19 protein-coding genes and 1 riboswitch are annotated in these 19,958 nt (G+C 38.6%); of the genes, 1 reads left to right on the top strand and 18 read right to left on the bottom strand.

Translation table 11 applies throughout. From position 1 onward, the window contains the following. Positions 1-189 precede the first annotated feature (189 nt). A riboswitch (FMN riboswitch) is annotated at positions 190-377 on the bottom strand. 153 nt (positions 378-530) lie between these two features. The 11 genes from ACE1MS_RS05725 to ACE1MS_RS05675 all read right to left on the bottom strand — a co-directional run bounded on the left by ACE1MS_RS05725 (position 531) and on the right by ACE1MS_RS05675 (position 12,422). Further along, positions 531-1,814, bottom strand: coding sequence for an RNA polymerase subunit sigma (locus ACE1MS_RS05725; RefSeq protein ID WP_447402748.1), 1,284 nt, complete (start codon positions 1,812-1,814; stop codon positions 531-533). Then, on the bottom strand, positions 1,811-2,344 hold the full coding sequence (gene sigX, locus ACE1MS_RS05720) for an RNA polymerase sigma factor SigX (protein WP_031419120.1): 534 nt from the start codon (positions 2,342-2,344) through the stop codon (positions 1,811-1,813). Before sigX ends, ACE1MS_RS05725 begins: the two co-directional genes overlap by 4 nt. A 79-nt stretch (positions 2,345-2,423) precedes the next feature. Further along, entirely contained in the window at positions 2,424-4,199 is a 1,776-nt protein-coding gene (locus ACE1MS_RS05715; protein WP_031419119.1) for an ATP-binding protein, read from the bottom strand. Then, positions 4,192-4,908 carry a response regulator transcription factor gene (locus ACE1MS_RS05710; RefSeq protein WP_004232215.1) on the bottom strand — a complete coding sequence of 239 codons (717 nt, stop codon included), beginning with the start codon at positions 4,906-4,908 and terminating at the stop codon, positions 4,192-4,194. The genes ACE1MS_RS05715 and ACE1MS_RS05710 overlap by 8 nt, the downstream gene beginning before the upstream one ends. 115 nt (positions 4,909-5,023) lie before the next feature. After that, entirely contained in the window at positions 5,024-6,205 is a 1,182-nt protein-coding gene (gene ccsB / locus ACE1MS_RS05705) for a c-type cytochrome biogenesis protein CcsB (protein WP_012293421.1), read from the bottom strand. After that, positions 6,202-7,878, bottom strand: a complete 1,677-nt coding sequence (gene resB / locus ACE1MS_RS05700; protein WP_197223873.1) for a cytochrome c biogenesis protein ResB — start codon at positions 7,876-7,878, stop codon at positions 6,202-6,204. Before resB ends, ccsB begins: the two co-directional genes overlap by 4 nt. A gap of 13 nt (positions 7,879-7,891) precedes the next feature. Then, on the bottom strand, positions 7,892-8,425 hold the full coding sequence (gene resA / locus ACE1MS_RS05695) for a thiol-disulfide oxidoreductase ResA (RefSeq protein ID WP_012293419.1): 534 nt from the start codon (positions 8,423-8,425) through the stop codon (positions 7,892-7,894). A 327-nt stretch (positions 8,426-8,752) separates the two neighbouring features. Then, a complete protein-coding gene (locus tag ACE1MS_RS05690) occupies positions 8,753-9,484 on the bottom strand; it encodes a pseudouridine synthase (protein ID WP_012293418.1) in 732 nt (243 codons plus the stop codon). 451 nt (positions 9,485-9,935) lie between these two features. Next, positions 9,936-10,982: a D-alanyl-D-alanine carboxypeptidase family protein gene (locus ACE1MS_RS05685; RefSeq protein ID WP_012293417.1), complete on the bottom strand. Its 1,047-nt coding sequence runs from the start codon at positions 10,980-10,982 to the stop codon at positions 9,936-9,938. Between the two features lie 95 nt (positions 10,983-11,077). After that, entirely contained in the window at positions 11,078-11,671 is a 594-nt protein-coding gene (gene scpB / locus ACE1MS_RS05680) for an SMC-Scp complex subunit ScpB (protein WP_031419117.1), read from the bottom strand. Continuing rightward, positions 11,643-12,422 carry a segregation/condensation protein A gene (locus ACE1MS_RS05675; RefSeq protein WP_031419115.1) on the bottom strand — a complete coding sequence of 260 codons (780 nt, stop codon included), beginning with the start codon at positions 12,420-12,422 and terminating at the stop codon, positions 11,643-11,645. The genes scpB and ACE1MS_RS05675 overlap by 29 nt, the downstream gene beginning before the upstream one ends. A gap of 55 nt (positions 12,423-12,477) precedes the next feature. On the opposite strand from ACE1MS_RS05675, the gene ACE1MS_RS05670 reads away from it, so the two are divergent. Continuing rightward, complete coding sequence (locus ACE1MS_RS05670; RefSeq protein WP_031419114.1) at positions 12,478-12,981, top strand: DUF309 domain-containing protein; 504 nt, start codon at positions 12,478-12,480, stop codon at positions 12,979-12,981. 284 nt (positions 12,982-13,265) lie between these two features. Here the strand turns inward: ACE1MS_RS05670 and ACE1MS_RS05665 are convergent, their stop codons facing one another. The 7 genes from ACE1MS_RS05665 to ACE1MS_RS05635 all read right to left on the bottom strand — a co-directional run bounded on the left by ACE1MS_RS05665 (position 13,266) and on the right by ACE1MS_RS05635 (position 19,955). Beyond that, on the bottom strand, positions 13,266-13,637 hold the full coding sequence (locus ACE1MS_RS05665) for a GNAT family N-acetyltransferase (RefSeq protein ID WP_031419112.1): 372 nt from the start codon (positions 13,635-13,637) through the stop codon (positions 13,266-13,268). 199 nt (positions 13,638-13,836) lie between these two features. Then, entirely contained in the window at positions 13,837-15,156 is a 1,320-nt protein-coding gene (lysA, locus tag ACE1MS_RS05660) for a diaminopimelate decarboxylase (protein ID WP_031419110.1), read from the bottom strand. A 223-nt stretch (positions 15,157-15,379) separates the two neighbouring features. Then, complete coding sequence (locus ACE1MS_RS05655) at positions 15,380-16,828, bottom strand: spore germination protein (protein WP_012293411.1); 1,449 nt, start codon at positions 16,826-16,828, stop codon at positions 15,380-15,382. 15 nt (positions 16,829-16,843) lie between these two features. Continuing rightward, positions 16,844-17,587 carry an RNA polymerase sporulation sigma factor SigF gene (sigF, locus tag ACE1MS_RS05650; RefSeq protein WP_206700923.1) on the bottom strand — a complete coding sequence of 248 codons (744 nt, stop codon included), beginning with the start codon at positions 17,585-17,587 and terminating at the stop codon, positions 16,844-16,846. Between the two features lie 58 nt (positions 17,588-17,645). Next, entirely contained in the window at positions 17,646-18,086 is a 441-nt protein-coding gene (gene spoIIAB / locus ACE1MS_RS05645) for an anti-sigma F factor (RefSeq protein ID WP_031419108.1), read from the bottom strand. After that, positions 18,079-18,432 carry an anti-sigma F factor antagonist gene (spoIIAA, locus tag ACE1MS_RS05640; RefSeq protein ID WP_025114066.1) on the bottom strand — a complete coding sequence of 118 codons (354 nt, stop codon included), beginning with the start codon at positions 18,430-18,432 and terminating at the stop codon, positions 18,079-18,081. The genes spoIIAB and spoIIAA overlap by 8 nt, the downstream gene beginning before the upstream one ends. Positions 18,433-18,704: 272 nt before the next feature. Further along, positions 18,705-19,955 carry a thymidine phosphorylase gene (locus ACE1MS_RS05635; RefSeq protein ID WP_012293408.1) on the bottom strand — a complete coding sequence of 417 codons (1,251 nt, stop codon included), beginning with the start codon at positions 19,953-19,955 and terminating at the stop codon, positions 18,705-18,707. Positions 19,956-19,958 lie beyond the last annotated feature (3 nt).

Raw genomic sequence — 19,958 nt, 5'->3', positions numbered from 1 at the left:
CTCGCAAGAAGAAAGGTGACGATCTTTCAATTGTTTCATGAAAAAACCCTTATGCGTTTAATAAAGCATAAGGGAGAAAGGCATAACGAATAAACGTCCTCATCAACTAATTTTTGAGCACCGTTAAATAAGCCATACAAAAAAGCGCTCGGTCATAGTTTATTTCATGACAATGAATGACGATCGTACCTTCATCTTCTCCCATCCAGACTTTAACTGTCGGCCTTGGAATTCCACCAAGTCAGCCATGCGAAAATTCGCACAGGTCGCGGGCTGAAGAGTTAAAAATAAATCAATCGAGCTAATGAATAAATTCACTAGCGATTTACCACTCTATTACCGCCGGTCGGGATTTTCACCCTGCCCCGAAGATGAATCATATTATTTTATACTACAGCTTTACTATAATGAATTATGAAGTAAAAGTAAATAGTTCTGCTCAAAAAAATCCGATTAAATTGCTATGTTTTATAAACAGTAAAGGCATTCCCGCTATATGGGAATGCCTCTCTTTTTTATTCTTCCTTCGACTATGGTAAAAATTGTTTATTTGGTCCCACTGGCTTTGGTAAATAACCCTTCAAATCAAACCCTTCCCAGCTTTCTTGCACAACATTATCTAAAAGTAGCTGCTGATTAAAGCTAGCAGCAGTCAACATCATGGCCTCAATTAATTGAGTTGCTCGTATTGGTTCCATAGATGTTAAATCAAGCGGAATATCAAAGGTAACAACTACACCTTCCTCTTGTTCTTTGACTGTGTATGTCACATTTTCAGGCACAACGGATGTATAGACATCATCATTTTTATTTTTCATCTGTGTAAGTGCTTCTGTAACTGTCTCAAAAGTTTGACGGAAATCTGGTGATAAATATTCTGCACCATTAGTATCTTGGTACAAGTAATAATTATAACGCTTGGCATTAGTTAAAGACATCGCTTGATTTGGCTCACCTTCTTGAGAAAACTCATAGGGTGTTCCATCTTCATTTTGTATTTCTACTTCGGAATATTCAGAGTCCGAGAAGGTATCTTCCATTGTGCCTTTGTATTCATTAACTGTAGCAGAGGCAACATCATAGTCATTTTCCTTTGGCAAGACATGGATGAGCTTATCATCCTTCTCCTTCAGCTCACCTTTATAAGGATGATACTCTGTAAACCCTTTAGCCTCCTCGTCAATTTGCGGAGCATACTTTTCATACATCCGTAAGGTAGAAGGCTTCTCTCCTCCAAAATCAGTAGCCACACGTTCATTTGGGATAACATACGTCATAGGAACACTTTCCGCATCGCGTCCTGCCAAACCAATACGGAAAACGACAGCATCCTTTACATCCTCCTCGTAGACAGAGGTACGTAAAGATAAAATGCGCTCATGCTCCGCGACAATACTTTTGGAATCCAGCATTTCATCCTGCGTTGCCGCTTCCTTTGCCGCTGAATCATCTTGCATCGTAGAATACTGAGCTGTTTCAGGCATACTCGCTTGATCTTTTTGTTCACCTTGATTATTCTTCCATACTGTGCCAACGAGTATTGTTAGCACAAAGACTGCGGCTACACTCATAAAAATCTGCATATTACGTACCTTCGATTTTGTCGCAGGCTTTTTAATGATAGGATCTTCCTGTTGAGATGGTTCATCTTCTATAGGTTCTTGCATAGCTTCTTGAAGGTGGATATTATCTTGCAAGCGAGCATCTGCCATTAACCGATTTAATATATCTTCTTTCGAACGGTGGTCAGAAAGCTTAGGGGCATTGTTCAGTACATGTTCAAGCTGCTCATCATCAAATGGCTTATGTGTCATTGCCGTTTCGCCTCCTGTTCTCTGATCGGCTGTAGCTGTTGCCTTAAAAATTTAATGGCTCGATGCTGGGTTGTTTTTACCTTTGCTTCTGTCCAATCAAGTATTTGCGCCGTTTCTGCTATCGATAAATCCTGGAAATAACGCATAATAATGACCATTTTTTGGTCGCCAGTACAGTTTTCTAATACTGACGCTACTTGCATAAATTCATCACTGGCCTGTAGCATTTCCTCCGGTGATGGTGTGTTTGAATGGAGCTGTTCCGTTTCCCAGTCAAAGAAATCAAGCGAATGCTTCTGACGAACAGCTTGCTTTCTAAAATGATCAATCGCAACATTTTTGGCTATTGCAAAAAGCCATGTTTTCTCACTACTATTGCCTGCAAATTGATCATATGAGCGCAATACTCTTACATAAACCTCATGCGCTAAATCCTCAGCAAGTGTACGGTTTTTTACTAGATAGATTAGAAACTGGAACACGTCTTGATGATAGGCATCGTAAAGTCGATGGAACACGGAGTCATTCAATGCACTCCACCCCCGTTCTATATTATTTGTCGTCTTACTTTCGCAGAAGTTACAGCCAACTAATAACAAAACCCTGTTATTAATCGAACGGTAAATAAAATGTGAAGGTTGTACCTTCCTTAAGCACACTATCTACCATAATATTTCCTGAGTGTGCCTTTACAATATTTCGTGCAATGGCTAAGCCAAGTCCCGTACCACCCTTAGATCGAGTACGTGCCTTATCCGCTTTATAAAAGCGTTCAAAGACATAAGGTAAATCATCTTGAGGAATACCATGTCCTGTATCTTGAACAGAAATTTTAGCAAATGTTGGCTCCTTTTCTACTTTTACCGTGACAGACCCCTCATCTGTATGTCTTAATGCATTGTCGACTAAATTCGTGAGTACTTGCTCGATACGATCCTCATCTATATTAATCATAGCGTCGTCATTAAATTCACTATCGAATAGTAGATGAACATGCTTCTCTTTTGCCACCTGTGCAAATTTTTGAGTAATACGTTCAAATGTAGAATTAATCGGTAATTCATCTTTATAGAGCGTCATATGCCCCGATTCCATGCGTGCTAAATCTAATAAATCAGTGACAAGGCGACCCATTCGTTTGGATTCATCATAAATAATTTTTGTAATTTCATTACGTTCTTCCTGATCTTGAATAAAATCATCATCCATCAATGCTTCAGAATAACCTTGAAGCATGGCGATAGGAGTACGCAATTCATGAGAGACGTTCGCAATAAAATCAGATCTAAGTTTTTCTAGGCGATGTTGTTCTGTCATATCACGAATAACCGCGACTGCCCCTCGAATGATTTCTCCACTATAAAGAGGGCTAATTGTAAAAGTATAATAATTTCCATCCATTTCAATTTCCTCTTCTAGCTTATCCTCAAACATGAGTACATGGTCCAGCATATGATAAAGCTCTGGCGGTATTGGTTTAGCACTTTGTGAGCCTTTATTTACAAACCATTTTTGCATTAGACGTTCTGCTGGTGGATTACTTAATAATATTGTACGGTCACGATTAAACGTAATCACTGCATCTGTCATGGATGTCAAAATATTTGATAGCTGTTCATTTTCTTGATTGATAACCTCTAAATTATGCTTTAATTGACGACCCATTTGGTTGAAGGCAACTGCCAGCTGTCCAATTTCATCATTTTGAGTGGTAGGCATTTTTGCTTCAAAATTCCCCTTTGCAATTTCAAATGCCAGTTCACGCATTTTTCTAAGTGGTGAAGTTATACGAGAAGACAAGAAGAACGCAAAAAATGTCGTCAAGACAAATGCTATGAAAGCTGCCAAAAAGACAATTTTCGTCGTTTCCTTGGACGTTTTATGTAGAGCATCGGGGCTCTGATAGATGAAAACTGCTCCATGTACAGCATTTTCTACATTCAAGGGGAAGCCTAGCACTACATAAGATTCCATTTTCTCTGGATCTGTAGAGGAGGGCATCATCATTTCTTTAATAATGGGTTCGTCTGATTGAAAGACTTCACGGAAAGATTTATTCGCCAAAATGGTATCTTGAATTTTCTTTTTATTGACACCCTCTTGCATGGCAAAGGATACCTCTACATGGCTAATTGCAATTAGTGCATTGGTGCCTTTAGGTAAAATATCTTTTAATAGTTCTGAAGTCGATTCAGCTGTTTCATTGTCATCCACTATACTTGCCACAGTGGCAGCCGTTTGACGTAAAGATATTTCTGCTTGCTGCATGTGGTAGTTTTGAAGAAATTCAAGCATTAATACCGTGAAAACAAATAATACAAATGAAACGAGAAGCAATATGGTTACCCATAGCTTCCCGACAACACTATTCCATATTCTATTCATTGACAACCTCAAATTTGTAACCAACGCCCCAAACTGTCACAATCATTTTAGCAGCGTTTTCAGAAACACGGTTGAGCTTTTCGCGTAAACGTTTTACGTGTGTGTCAACTGTACGTAAATCACCAAAGAAATCATAATGCCAAACTTCTTTTAGTAGTTGTTCACGGTCAAATACTTTGTCTGGCGATTTCGCTAAGAAGTAAAGTAATTCATACTCTTTTGGTGTTAAATTAACCTCAATGCCCTCAGCCGTTACACGGTGTGCATCATGATCGATCATCAAATGCTGGAACACCACTAAATCTTTTGAAGAGGATGCATTTGTCGTAGGTGAGAATGCCTGTGAACGACGTAAAATAGCCTTCACACGTAACACAACCTCACGAGGACTAAATGGTTTTACAATATAATCATCTGCTCCTAGTTCGAAGCCTTGAACACGATTAGCTTCCTCACCTTTAGCAGTTAATAAAATAATAGGTGTTGCTGCTCGTTCACGAATTTCTGCACACACTTCTAGCCCATCTTTTTCAGGCATCATAATATCAAGTAAAATACAGTGATATTCTTTTTCTAAAGATTTTTCGATCGCTTGTTCACCATTTTCTGCCTCGTCAACAAGGTAACCTTCTCGCTCCAGATACATTTTTAATAAGCGGCGAATACGATCCTCGTCATCTACTACTAATACTGAAATATTTTCTGACACTTTCACGATCCCTCTCTTCCAATCTTTCTCTAACTTCTATTGTACATGGTGTGACACATATTGAAAAGAAAAGAAAGCCTCTTCGCTACAGCGAAAAGGCTTGTTGTTTCACAGGTTATGCGTAGGAGTGTAAACCTGCAAGAATTAAGTTAACAGCAATTAAGTTAAATAAAATAATGCCGAAACCAATTAATGCTAACCAAGCAGATTTTTGACCTTCCCAGCCTTTTGATAAACGTAAATGTAGGAATGCCGCATAGAATAACCATGTAATAAGAGCCCATACTTCCTTAGGATCCCAACCCCAGAAGCGACTCCAAGCAATTTGCGCCCAAATCATCGCAAAGATTAAAGCGCCTAGGGTGAATACAGGGAAACCAATTAGCACTGAACGATAACCAATTTCATCAAGTAATTGTAAGTTAACACGCTTCACAAGTGGTTGGAAAATAGCACTTATTCGACGACGTGCAATTAAGCGAATTAATAAATAAAATACTGACCCTACTAATAATGACCAGAAGACAGTTGTTAATTTCTTCGCATTAATTAATGCTGGCATTTCTACGATTGGTGACATGCCATGCTCTTCAACCACCTCATACTCATTCATACCGAATACAGGTGGTAAATTGTAAATAATTTTACGCGTAGTTCCTTCTTTATCCACATAATTGTAGCTAGATTCATAATCCATTGCACTGAATGTAGATGTCACAGCGACAAACCCAACAACTACTACAAGACAGTACATAACGGCTTCTAACCAAAATCGCTGTTTAGAAGGCTTCGTTAAATCTACAACCTTTAATAAGTAAATAAGTCCAGCCACAGCACTGATCGCTAAAATAGATTGCCCTAATGCCGCTGTAATTACGTGAATTGTTAACCAATGGCTTTGTAATGAGGGCACTAATGGACTTACTTCTTTCGGGAACATCGAAGCATAAGCGATAATTAAAAGTGCTACTGGTAATGCTACTAATCCAAGTGCAGATAAACGATAAATAAAGTAAATTAAAATAAACGCACCAACAATGAACATACCAAAGGCAGTTGTAAATTCAAACATATTACTTACTGGCGCATGTCCAGTATAAATCCATCGTGTAATAAAGTAGGCAAGCTGTGATACAAATCCAATAATTGTTACCACAATGGCAAGCTTACCCCATTTACCCGTGTTTTTACCCGTAGCATTCCCTTGCTTAATGGAACCACCAAATAATAACGTCGCAACTAAATAAGCAATAAAAGCTACAAATAACAGGTTTCCACTTATGTCAATCAAACTCATAAGGTGTTGTCACCTTCCTTTTCTTTAATGCCACCATCCGTGGACTCTTCGCCAGCCTCTTCTTTCTCTAACTGATCTTTGTACGGAGGCAATGCAGCAAATGCTGTAACAGCATCTAAATCCTTCTTCATGCTGAACATATTTTTATTAACATGGGCAGCCATTAAAACACGGCCATCCGGCTCAACTTGAAGCCATAAACGACGGTGATTCCAGTATGATCCAATTACGACACCAATCATAAAGATAACTCCACCAACAAATAAGATAGGAATTGTACTATCTTTACGGACCGTAATACCTGACATATCACGCATCTCAGCAGCAGCAAATTTCATTCTATATTTATTTTCGCCCAGTGGTTCTAGTGGTGGCTGCATAATTTCCACAAAACTTACTTCGCCTTCTGGTGTTTCTGGCGTAGTCATTTTAAATAAAAATGCCGGATTATTTGGAATCGATGTTTTTGTTTGAGGTTCTCCATTTTCAAAGCCATCAAAATCTGGTGTATAAACTAGAATTTGCACGGAAGACCCATTACCTAAATCATATTCTTTTTTAGGATTTGTTAAATCAATTTCCACTTTACCAAGTGATTTTTCACTCGCCTTATTAATTAATTCAAAATTCATTTGCTTTAATTCATTCAGACGATAATCCATTTGATAAAGAGCGAAGCCATCTTCTTTTAATGGGTGATTGACACGAATCGAATAATCTTTAACTTTTTCTAAATTTTCCGTATCGCCAGGGATTGCATCTTTAGGCTGTTTGTAAAGCGTAATATCAGTTTGGAAGTTTTTAGCAACCACGTTAACACCCTGTTTTACTTGCTCTCCTTGAGGTTCATTATCGTGAGTTTCTAAAATAAAATCTTTGTTTTCAATGAAATAACCGTCCATGCCAGTAATAGCACGTGTCTCTCCCTCGCGGACCCATATTGATTCATCAACATAAAATCCTGGGATAAGACGTAACATAACCCCACTTAAGAAGATAATGAGACCGACATGGTTTATGTACGGACCGTAACGAGAAAAGCGACCTTTTTCAGCTAAGAGAGCGCTACCATCTCGACGAACAGAGTATCTCATTTCAGTCATTTTTTGAGCCACTTTATCAAGCGTCTCCTCTGCGTCAGCCGTTATTTGACCTTCACTAATAATACGTTGACGCTTCATAAAGCTTTCATGTCTTTTAACACGCTGATTCTTTAGTGATTTATAGAGTGGGATCCCTCGGTCTAGACTCGCTACAATAATTGATACAGCTAGCATACCAACTAAAATTTGGAACCACCATGAACTGTATAAATCTGAGAGTCCTAGCGTGTAATAAATTTTACCAAACGTACCATATACGTCAGCGTAATAAGCTCCCTTCTCTATATCAGAGGCTTTTACATAAAACTCTTGTGGTAGTAATGTTCCGATTGAAGCAGCAATTAATGTGATAATAATTAAAGATATACCAACTTTAACACTAGAGAAGAAATTCCAAATTTTGTCGATAATCGATTTGTTATACGTTTTAGAACGAATGGCAGTACCGTCATAACGCATATCAACAACTTTATTTTGCTTCTCTTCTTCCGTTAAAGGACGACCACATTTCTCACAGAGCTTCGTGCCGTAAGGGTTACTATGACCACAAGCACAAATGATTTTTTCCATCGTCATTTACTCCTTATTTCGGCTTCACTAATTCCATGTACGAAGCAATATTTGCATCTGTCATTTCACCAGTAATAATTTTTACGACTTTTCCTTCTGGATCAATTAACACTGTAGCAGGTAGTTGACCTACGTTATAAGCAGTCATAACACTTTTTGTTTTATCAATAACTACCGGGAAAGACAATTTATATCGATCGACAAAATTCTGTACTTCAAAATCCGTTTGAGCGATATTAACCGCTAAAGTTTGTACACCTTGATCTTTAAATATTTGATACTGTCTATCCATCGCAGGCATTTCCTTTTCACATGGCTTACACCAAGTTCCCCAGAAATTTAAAAATACCCCTTGTCCTTTATAATCCGACAATTTATGTTTTTCACCGTCTAAATCTACTAACGTGAAGTCAGGTGCTTCTGAGCCAACTGCTACTAACTCTACTTTTTCCTTTGTTGCTGTTCCATAAACCGTGTACCCGATTGCCAATGCTAATACTGCTAAAATGACCGTTCGTAGTACGAGACGCTTTTTCTTTTTCTCCAAGTTAATAAACCCCCTATCATTTACGACTTTGCGTAAACATTGTAGACATGAAGCTTTTTACATTATAAAGACTTTAGCATAGAACTTTTTCAATTTATAAACGTCTTTACGTATGTAAAAACATCTATGAAAATTGTACGTCAACGATGTGTTAAGCTCTTCTGGCTAAAATGTAACTAGGCGTACTATTCTCACCTATTATAGCAAAATGATACAAAAACACTTAGCTATTAATTATGAATGATTTATGAACGATTTCACCAAAAAGAAAGTGAAAATAGTTTTTATTCCTTTTAAAGTATCCTCACTTTCTTCTGGCAAGTTCTTTTAATCCAGTTTCCCTGTTTCTGCTAACACACGCAATTGCTTGACTTCATGCTTAGACAATTCACGGAATTCACCTGGTGCAAGTCCGTATAAATCTAAAAAGGCAAATCGTTCACGTTTTAATTTGACAACTGGTGTACCAATAGCTTCAAACATACGTCGAACTTGGCGATTACGGCCTTCATGAATCGTAATTTCGCAAATTGCCTTGCCAGCATTTTCGTCAAAGGATGTCATACTTACTTTGGCTGGTGCTGTCTTTCCATCCTCTAATTTAATACCACGTTGAAGCTTTTTCAGACCTTCAATTGTTGGAATGCCTTTGACACGTGCGATATACGTTTTGTCAATTTTAAATTTTGGATGCGTTAACATATAGGAAAATTCTCCATCATTTGTTAATAGCAATAATCCAGATGTATCATAATCAAGACGACCCACTGGGAAAATACGTTGCGGAATATGATGAAATAAATCTGTGACAGTTTTGCGTCCTTTATCATCTGTCACGGCCGAAATAGTGCCACGTGGTTTATAAAGTAAGAAATAAACTTTATCTTCTTTTTCAAGCTTTACGCCTTCCACTTCAATTGTATCTGAGTTAGACACCTTTGTGCCTAATTCACGGACAACTATACCGTTCACTTTTACTTTACCTTCTACTATCAATTGCTCTGCTTTTCGCCTCGAAGCAACACCCGCATAAGCAATGACTTTCTGTAATCTTTCCATTTCTTCACCTCTAGTTTTCTTTCACATTAACAATTTCGTTGAAAATCGATTTCTCGTTCAATTGAATAGGGTTAATTTTCCCGCTAATCTGTGAAAATTATGTCATACTTTAGCGCAATATTAAAGAAAAACAAATTTCACAATCATTGTTGGAGTATTCGTAATAATTTTTCTTTAGCACATTTAGCAATAGTAGGAATAAAAATTTTATTTTACCCTTCTAGTAGTATACTCTTTTTACCAGTAAGCAAATCGTTTTAAAAAAAATGTTTATATGCTCTGTTTGCACTCTTATTTTGAACGTAATCAAGAGTAATTTTATATTTTTCCATTGCTACCCCAAGTTGCTAAGCTTTGATTAGATTAATTTTAAGGAAATAGATATTCTCGCATCATATATCCTTATTCATTTCAACCGCTTATATAACAAAAAAATCAGCAAATCGTTTTTTCAACGATCCGCTGATTCAACTTTTACTGGTATTGCATAAATACGTTCTTCACCTAAAAAGATTGATAAGACAGCTTCCTGACGTTTTCTTGAAACGTGTAAAACTTGCCGCACTTGCTCTTTTTCCTCTTTATTTAATTGCAGGCGAACAGGCTCTTCTAATCGAATAGCCAATTTTTTATTAACGTTGTATTTGCCCTTCTTCACCACTGTTTCAAGATCGTAATCTCTCCACACTTGATTAGAAAAGCTTCGATGAACATTCCAATCATCCGATTCATTTAACGTGACAACAATACAGGTTTGCCCATCCTTTTGAAAGGCTGTTGCAAGCGTACGACCAGCTACCTTTGTAAAACCTGTTTTACCAGCATAGGCAACTCCAGTAGCAGATTTTAAAGAACTCACAGGTTGTTCTGTTTCATCATCAATTTCCGCAGCCATCCCTGAGCCTTCTCTTAATAGTCGATGCTTATTCTCCCATAGCATTCCGTTAACCGTATTCGCTTTATAAAGAACCGTTGAGGCAATTTTCTCAAATGTTTTATTTTGTAAAGCGACTCTTAGCATCTCAGCAGTATCTCTTGCAGAAGATAAATGCTCTTCATGATGTAAGCCAGAGGGGTTCATAAAAACCGTATTGGTAAGACCCGCAATAACGGCTCTTTCATTCATTAATTTGACAAAGCCTTCAACAGAACCCCCTACATGCTCTGCTAAAGCTGTCGCAGCATCATTGCCTGAACGAAGCATTAAACCATATAATAACGTTTCTACGGTTACCGTTTCGCCTGCCTGCAAATAAATAGAACTTCCCTCAGCCATGGCAGCCTTTGGTGAGATGACAACTTCCTCTTGCAAATCACTATTTTCGATAGCCACAAGTGCCGTCCAAATTTTCGTTAAGCTAGCAATTGGTAGCCGTTCATTACTATTTGAACCTATTAACACGCGACCTGTCTCTCCATCTAAGACCGCATAGCCACTTCCTCCTCTCGCAAAGCTTGATTGAGGAAGTATTACCATTAACACAATGATCATCAACATTATTAATCGAAATAACCGAAGCAACGAGCCACTCCTTATTCAATATGATAGGAAAGTATAGATTTATGTTGGTCGTTATGCATTATTCCTATACATTACTTTGCACCATTAAAAGCTTCTTGGAATTTGGTCATAAATAAATCGGTTTCTTGCTCAGTTTCTGCAAACTCCTCCTCTGGCAGAGGTGGCATTTCCTCTACACTGTTTAAACCAAAATAGTGTAAAAATTCTTTAGTTGTTCCATATAGGATAGCACGTCCAGTTCCTTCTGAACGCCCTACCTCTTTAATCAACCCTCTTGATACTAAAGTCTGTATAGGTCTTTCACATTTTACACCTCGTAAATCTTCTATAGCTACCCTAGTAATTGGTTGTTTATAGGCTACAATCGCTAAAACCTCAAGAGAAGCCTGGGATAAGGATTGTGCAGTTGGATTTTCTACCAATTTTTGAATAGTATCTGCTAAATCTGATTTTGTAATAAGCTGAAAAACGCCTGCCATTTCTTTCACAGTTATTCCTCTAGCTAAATCTTCCTCATAGACTTTTCGCAAGGCATCCATTGCCTGTACTATCATCTCATCTTGTTCACCTAACAGCTGAGAAAGTTGTTTAATTGTTAAGCCATCATCTCCGACAACGAACAATAAGGCTTCAATTCTACTCTGTAACATCAATGTTTTCGTCATTTTCCCATTCCTCCTTCTGTAAGGTAACTGTTAATTCTTCAAAGTTACCATCTTGCTCTACGATGACGACCTGACGTTTCATCAATTCAAGAAGGGATACAAACGTCAAAATAAGTGTCGGCTTATCTTCATAGGGAAAAAGCTCGAAAAATGATGCACGTCCACCTGTTAATCGCAAAGAATCTACAACCGAACGCATTTGATCCTTCACTGACCGTTCTTGCCTCGTTACTGTCGTTTTAAGAGGTTTCTTTAATTTCTTTCGACGCATCAATTTTTGAAATGCTCCAAGCATATCATAAATATTCACATTCAAATCAAACAAAGCCATTTGTTCGTCCGATGCTAAGCCGGTTAAATCAGCAGGTGGCCTTGTAAATACCTGCGCTCGATCTGTTTCAAGCTCTTGCAAATTGCTGGCAGCTTCCTTATATTTCTTATACTCGATTAATCGTTGCACCAGTTCCTCACGCGGGTCTGGGCCATCAACTTCCAATTCGGCATCTTCCATTTCGCCCTCATGAATAGGTAATAGCATTCGGCTTTTAATCGCTAGCAGTGTTGCGGCCATTACTAAATATTCGCTTGCTTCATTTAACTCCAATACTTGCATGGCATGTATATGGTCGATATATTGTTGTGTGATTTCAGCCATTGGGATATCATAGATATCAATTTCCAACCTGTGAATTAAATGCAATAATAGATCAAGAGGCCCTGAAAAGGCATCTAATTTTACTTCGTAAGACATAATTTTACCACCCTGAGATTCTATGTTCTTATAGTATAGTGGAAAGGAGTTCAAAATGCATCCACAGCATCATACTTTATTTATTGATTACTGCGCTTATTTTAATGGCAATCAGGATTTTTTTGAATGCCATGAAGTGCTTGAGGAATATTGGAAGGAAATCGCGCCTGGTGATAAAATGCACCCATTGGTTGGCTATGTACAACTTGCAACAGGCTTATACCATTGGCGGCGTGGTAATGATACTGGCGCTATACGAATTTTAGAAAAAGCACTTTATAATTTTCAACAAAATGAAGATCATATCTTTTTCCATGAAATTAGTTACTATCAACTCCTGACAGAAATAAAAAATTGTCTTGCCGCGATTCAAACAGGCAAGTCCTTTCATGCATTCCAGCTCCCCCTTTCACCTAAGTTGCTGGAATTAACAATAGCCCGTATACAAATTTTACCCTATAGTAACTCAAACTATCTTCTTCATAAGCATATGCTAAGAGATCGCTCACATATACTTGCAGAGCGACAAGAAAGTAAACAAAGAAAAGGTAGACGTTAATTTCCACTACGTGCACCGCTGGCGAAGATGTGCTGATTTCATCGCTTCCTTAGCTTCGTGATATCCTGAATTTCGATTCCCTCGCTTTTTCCGCAGGAGTCGGCTTTGTTTCAATCAACGAAACTTTTGGGATGCTAAAACGCTGATAACCCAAGTACTATTCAAGGGATGAGACGTAGTCATTTAGAGTCGTTATCTCTACAGTAATTACCAATTGAGAATGGCAAAAGCCATCGAGAGTGTGAATGCTCGATGGCTTTTGTCTACAGTATGTGCAGACGATGTTACTCGTCTGCTTTTTTTTCGATGCAATTGATACATTTTTGAACTAATTGACGTGTTTCATCTGTCGCGCGTACATGTTCATATTGACCTAGCACTCCTATTTCCTGAAGCATTTCCTTCGCAACACCCTCGCCTCTATAGGAAGGCACAACAGATACATGTTGGATCGTAGCAGTATTATTCTCATCTGTTACCAGCCCAACAATGCCAACGTATTCATCATTTTTTTTCCATAAGTATAAAACCCAGTTATCATCATTTTCATAGGAGTGGATGGTCTCGGTAAGCTTTTTTACGTCTTTTTCGTTCGGCATAAACGAAAGTAGCCCCATTGCTATTTTCTCTAAAGCTTTTTTATATCGAATTAACATATTTGTCTATTCCCTCTTTTTCTAGCTGTACATAATCTTTGACTATCCTACACGATTTGTACTTTTACCGCAAGCCAATTTCTGTCTTACGAACCAGGTCCGAGAATTCCTTTAGACGCCAACACCCAATAGACAATACCCCACAACACAATAAAAGTTGAAATGGATGCTAGTAATACCCATTTATTCTTTCTCAAATTTACTCACCCTTTTTTAAAGTTAGCGGGAGATCGTTTTGCACAATATCTTCATAACTTTCGCGGCGAATAGCTAATTGATGCTGTCCATTCTCTACAAATACAACAGCAGGTCTAGGAACACGGTTATAGTTACTTGCCATAGAATAACCATATGCACCTGTACAGAAAATGGCTAAAACATCACCTGAAGCTGCGTCTTGTAGTTTAGCATCAATAATTAATTTATCGCCAGATTCACATAATTTACCAGCAACAGTATAAATTTCATTTTTCGGTTCATTCGCTTTACTTGCAATGATTGCCTCATACTTAGCGTCATATAATGCTGGGCGGATGTTATCACTCATCCCACCATCAACTGCAATATATTTTCGCACATCTGGTACTGTTTTTTGTGATCCGATTGTATAAAGAGATGTTCCTGCATCACCGACAAGTGATCGACCTGGTTCAATCCAAATTTCTGGCATTTTTAGTCCAAGTACAGTTGCTTTGTTTTTCACTACTGTAATCATGTCCTCTACATATACTTGCGGTTCAAGCGGTGCATCTTCTTCAGTATAACGAATACCAAAGCCCCCACCTAAGTTTAACACAGTACATGTAAATCCGTGAGCCTTGTTCCAATCAGAAATTTTGTCAATCAATTTTTCTCCTGCTAACCCAAAGCCAGCAGTGTCAAAAATTTGTGAGCCGATGTGACAATGTAAGCCTAATAGCTCTAAGAATTCATGGTTAAATGTTTGTTGGAATGCCTCATCCGCTTGACCATTGTTTAAGTCAAAACCAAATTTTGAATCAGCTTGACCTGTCGTAATGAAATCATGCGTATGTGCTTCAACCCCTGGTGTAACACGTAGTAATATACGCATTTTTTGTTGGCGACGTTCAGATATTTCTTTCAAAAGCTGAATCTCATAGAAATTATCTACAACAATACAACCGATTTTGGAGTCAAAAGCTAGCTCTAATTCTGCAATGCTTTTATTATTGCCATGGAAATGAATGCGCTCAGCTGGAAAACCTGCTTTTATAGCTGTAAATAATTCTCCACCTGATACAACATCCAAAGATAGGTTTTCTTCTGCTGCTAATTGATACACAGCTACACATGCAAATGCCTTTGAAGCATAAGCTACTTCTGCTTTTACGCCTAGTTTTTTAAACGTATCGATAAAGCTGCGAGCACGCTTCCGAATAAGTGCAGTATCATACACAAAAAGTGGTGTACCGTACTCTTTGGCAAGCTCTAGTGTGTCTACCTGTCCAATTGTTAAATGACCATTCTCAGAAATCGCTTGTGTTCCATATAAATGCATGTGCATCTCTCCCTTTTCACTTCGTTCCATTCTGTCACTTTTACAGAAATATGGTAGGATCTACCCTATGGTAATAAAGTAGTCCCACCAAAAATTAATTTCATCCAGCTTCAAGTGGCCTATGTATAAAACCTCCCTTTTGCTGAATGAAAATAATTTTTGCAAAAATCACAAAATACTATATGTGAACTTTATCACATGAAAAAATCGAGTGCAACGGCTCCTATGATCTTTTTCGCTGTTTGGAAGCAACTACATAAGGTCTTAATGCATCTGCCGTCATTGGGAAACGAATAAGAACACGTAGCATCGCCATTGGGAAGAATGGGACAAGCGGCCAAAAATATGGTGCCTGCATTGGTCGTAATGAACATAAATACGTAAACACTAAGAATATGCCAATGAATAAACCATTAACGCCCCAAATACCTACCATAATCAATAAGAACAGCCTAAATATTTTTATGGATATACTTAGCTCATAGGACGGGATAATAAAGATGAGAATAGCTGCAACCGCTGTATAGAGTACAACCTCTGCTGAGAATAGTCCCACATCGATCGCGATTTGACCAATAATTACCCCCGCAACCAAGCCCATCGCAGTAGACAGCGGTGTTGGGGTATGAATGGCGGCCATCCTCAAAAATTCAATACCAATATCTGCAATAAGTATTTGCAGTAATAAGGGTACATGCGATTTCTCCTGGGTCCCTAAAAAAGAAAGAGCCTCTGGCAGCAATGATTCATTTGTTGCAAATACATACCACAAAGGTAATAAAAGTAAACCCATAATAGCGCCGAAATACCGCATAAAACGTACAAATGTTCCAACTAATGGCGCCTGTCTATATTCCTCCGCATGCTGCAGTAAATGGAAAATTGTAATTGGCACAAGAATAACAGATGGTGAAGTATCTACCATTATGGCGATATGCCCTTCCAGTAAATGCGCCGCAGCAATATCTGGCCTTTCCGTGTAACGAACAAACGGAACTGGATGGAATTTTTGCTTAAACAGCCATTCTTCTAATGATTTATCAGCCATTGTTAAACCATCGTGGTTAATCTGGTCAAGGCGCTGTCGTAATTTTTCGAGCATATCTTCATTGGCAATATCCTTCATATACGCTATTGCGACGTCGGTTTGGCCGATTTTGGATATTTTATGTAGCTCGAAACGTAAATTACTATTGCGAATACGCCTACGAATTAAAGCCGTATTTTGAGATATTCCTTCTGTAAAACCATCCCTTGAGCCACGTATTACCTTTTCATTGTCGGGCTCCTCAGGGGAACGTCCTGGATAGTTTCTGAGCTCGGCAATGTAGCAATAGCCACTTTTAGTAATAAAGGTCACTTGCCCGCTTAAAATGGCTAATAAATAAGCTTTACGCTCGGTTTCCTCTGAACGTCCGTGAAAGTTAAAATAGGACTCAAAATACTCCTTCTCATCCTCCACATCGATGTCATAGTCCTCATCAGGGAGCATGTTTGAAAGTAATTGTGTTAGGGCTTCGCCATCCACAAGGCCACTAATATAGGCGCAAAGAACCGGCAAATCTTTGACAAATAAATGCTTAATCCCAACGTCAAATGATTCGCCGTCACCAAATTGCTCCTTAAGAAAATCTTCGGCTTCTTCTAAGCTGCTAAATAATTTATTTGTCATGCTGTCACCATTTTCTTAGATGTCTTTTTTTATTACTTCTTGCTCCACAGTTGCGCTTGTAGCCATCCAGCTTTTTAATTGAGCTAGAATTTTTTTCTCCAAACGGGATACTTGCACCTGTGATATGCCTAGCCTATTTGCAATTTCAGTTTGCGTGCAATCTGAAAAATACCGTAAATAAATGATAGACTGTTCTCTCGGTTCAAGCCTTGTAAGCACTTCTTTAAGGGGGATATAATCAAATGGTTGCTCGGATTTTTCATCCTTCATTTGATCCATCAATGTGATGGAATCTCCTTCACTTTCATACAATTGCTCATGTAGAGAGGCTGGATCTCTCAATGCATCTGATGCTGTCACAATTTCCTCGGTTGTCACACCAAGTACTTGAGCCAGCTCCTGAATCGTTGGCGGATGTTCATTCCTTTTAATAAATTCGTCTGTAGCATGTCGGATTTTAAAGTTCAGCTCCCGAATAGAGCGACTCACCTTCACCATGCCATCATCCCTTAAAAAGCGTTGAATCTCACCAATAATCATAGGTACTGCATAGGTTGAAAATTTAACATCATACGATAAATCGAACTTATCTACTGATTTCATGAGTCCTATGCAGCCTATCTGGAATAAATCCTCGAGCTCAACACCTCTCGTTGTAAAACGTTGAACAATGGACCATACAAGCCTCGTATTGCCTTCTACCATTCGTTTACGAGCCTCATGATCGCCCTGCTGTGCGCGTGCTATTAAATCACGCATTTCCTCCTGAGACAAAAGCTTTTCGGACGACTGTTCTAACGGCTTCACGATGATACCCTCACATTACCGCTGTCCGAACTGTGTAAAATTTCTTCGTAAATGTTACAGTTGTTCCTTCTCGCCACTTGGACATGACTGTTAGCTGATCAGAAAAACTGTCCATAATCGTAAAGCCCATACCTGAGCGCTCCATTACACTTTTTGTTGTAAATAACGGCTCCATTGCTTGACTCACATCTTCAATTCCTATCCCTTTATCCATTACAGACACCGTTACAACGTCATCTTCACGTTTAGCATGAACAGTGACAACACCCTTGCCATCCTCTTCATAGCCATGAATAATGGCATTGGAAACTGCTTCTGAGACAACTGTTTTAAATTCAGACAGCTCATCAATAGTTGGGTCTAATTGAGCAATAAAGCCTGTGACCGCAACACGGGCTAAGGCTTCATTTTCACTAAGTGCTAAAAAAGTTAATGTCATTTCGTTATCCATTTACAATCCCCCTTACGCGATCAATCGCTTGTTCCTCTGTTGCATCCATCATCCAAGGCCCTAAACCTGAAAATTGAAAAACTTTTCGCATGGTTGGCGATGGATTCAATAAAATAGTTCGCCCAGCAACTGCCTCTAACTCACGCATACGACCAAGCACTAAACCTACTCCCGAACTATCCATAAAAGATAGCCCTTCTAAGTTCCAAATGATGGTCGTCACAGTGCCTTGGAAAATTGCTGCAGAAATTTTCGCTCGAATTTGCTCTACTGCATGATGATCGAGCTCCCCAAATAAACGTATAACGACTGTCTCTCTTGTGACCATTTCTAATTGAAAATGCATGAACATCGCCTCCTCCTCGTGCAATTCCACATTTAATACGCTGAATCCTTGCGGTTGACAGAACTAGTGCAAAGTCTTCTGAAATAGTGTCAAATCGACATACTTATAGCTTTTTAGGTTTACGTGCAGTATGGGATAAGTGAACGTGTTTTAAACAAGCGGCAGTTATCTCAATATGAAATTTATACGAAATGTAAACATTTCATAGGTTTAATGGTGGAACAACAAAAAAACGAGAACCCTCGTCTGTGAGAGCTCTCGCAAAAGAAATTTTATACAATTGTATAAGCTTGCTGTATTTTAAGAATTGTATCTTGATTGATTTGGTTATTGGCATATAAATAAGCAATAATATCCCCATTTTTTACACGATCGCCTTTTTTAGCTACCAGTTGAATGCCTGCATCGTAATCAAGCGTGGATTCCTTTGTTAAACGTCCAGCACCTAGACTAACACTAGCTTCACCAACTAAAAGGGCATTAATCGTTTCCACAGTACCTTCCGTCACTGCCGCAACTGAAACTTTATGGGCCGTTTCATTTTGTACAATATCTGATACGTCCCCACCTTGTGCAACAATAAACTCCTCAAATTTCGCAGCCGCAGAACCATCTGCTAGTACGCGCTTAACTGCGGCAGTTGCTTCTGCTTCATCAACACCTGCGGCAACTTGATACATTAAAGAAGCAATGACTACACATTCATCTAGTAAATCCTCATGTGTTTCTTCCATACGACCACTTAATAATGCATAGGCTTCTAATACCTCAAGCTTATTACCAATCATTTTACCAAGAGGATTATCCATATCACTAATATGGGCAACGACTCTGCGTCCAAGTTTTTCCCCAATCGCTGTCATTGTATCAGCTAATCGCTGTGCTTCTTCTTGCGTTTTCATAAACGCACCTGAACCACATTTAACATCTAGCACAATACCATCTGCACCACTAGCGATTTTTTTGCTCATAATAGATGCAGCAATTAATGGGATCGAATCCACCGTGCCTGTCACATCTCTTAATGCATACAACTTTTTGTCGGCTGGTACAAGATTACCTGTTTGCCCAGCAACTGCAATTTTATGTCGATTGACATTATCAATGAATTCTTGTGAGGAAAGCTCTGTTTTGAAGCCTTGGATGGACTCTAACTTATCGATTGTACCACCTGTAATGCCTAGACCTTTACCACTAAACTTAGCTACCGGAATTCCTAGAGATGCAATTATAGGTGTGACTACAAGTGTGACTTTATCACCAACGCCACCTGTTGAGTGTTTATCAATTTTAAAACCCTCAATAGACGTTAAATCAATGACATCCCCTGATTCAATCATTGCTTTTGTTAAATAAAACGTTTCATCATCAGACATTCCTAGAAGTCGAATCGCCATTAAGAGTGAGCTTGCTTGATAATCAGGAATGGAACCTGCCGTATAGCCATCAACAAAATACTGAATGTCAGCTTGTGAGAGCTCTAATCCTTGTTTTTTCTTTTCAAACAATTGCACCATATTCATTCG

The organism is Lysinibacillus sp. fkY74-1, assembly GCF_053165895.1.
This window is presented reverse-complemented; position numbering and strand designations above follow the sequence as displayed.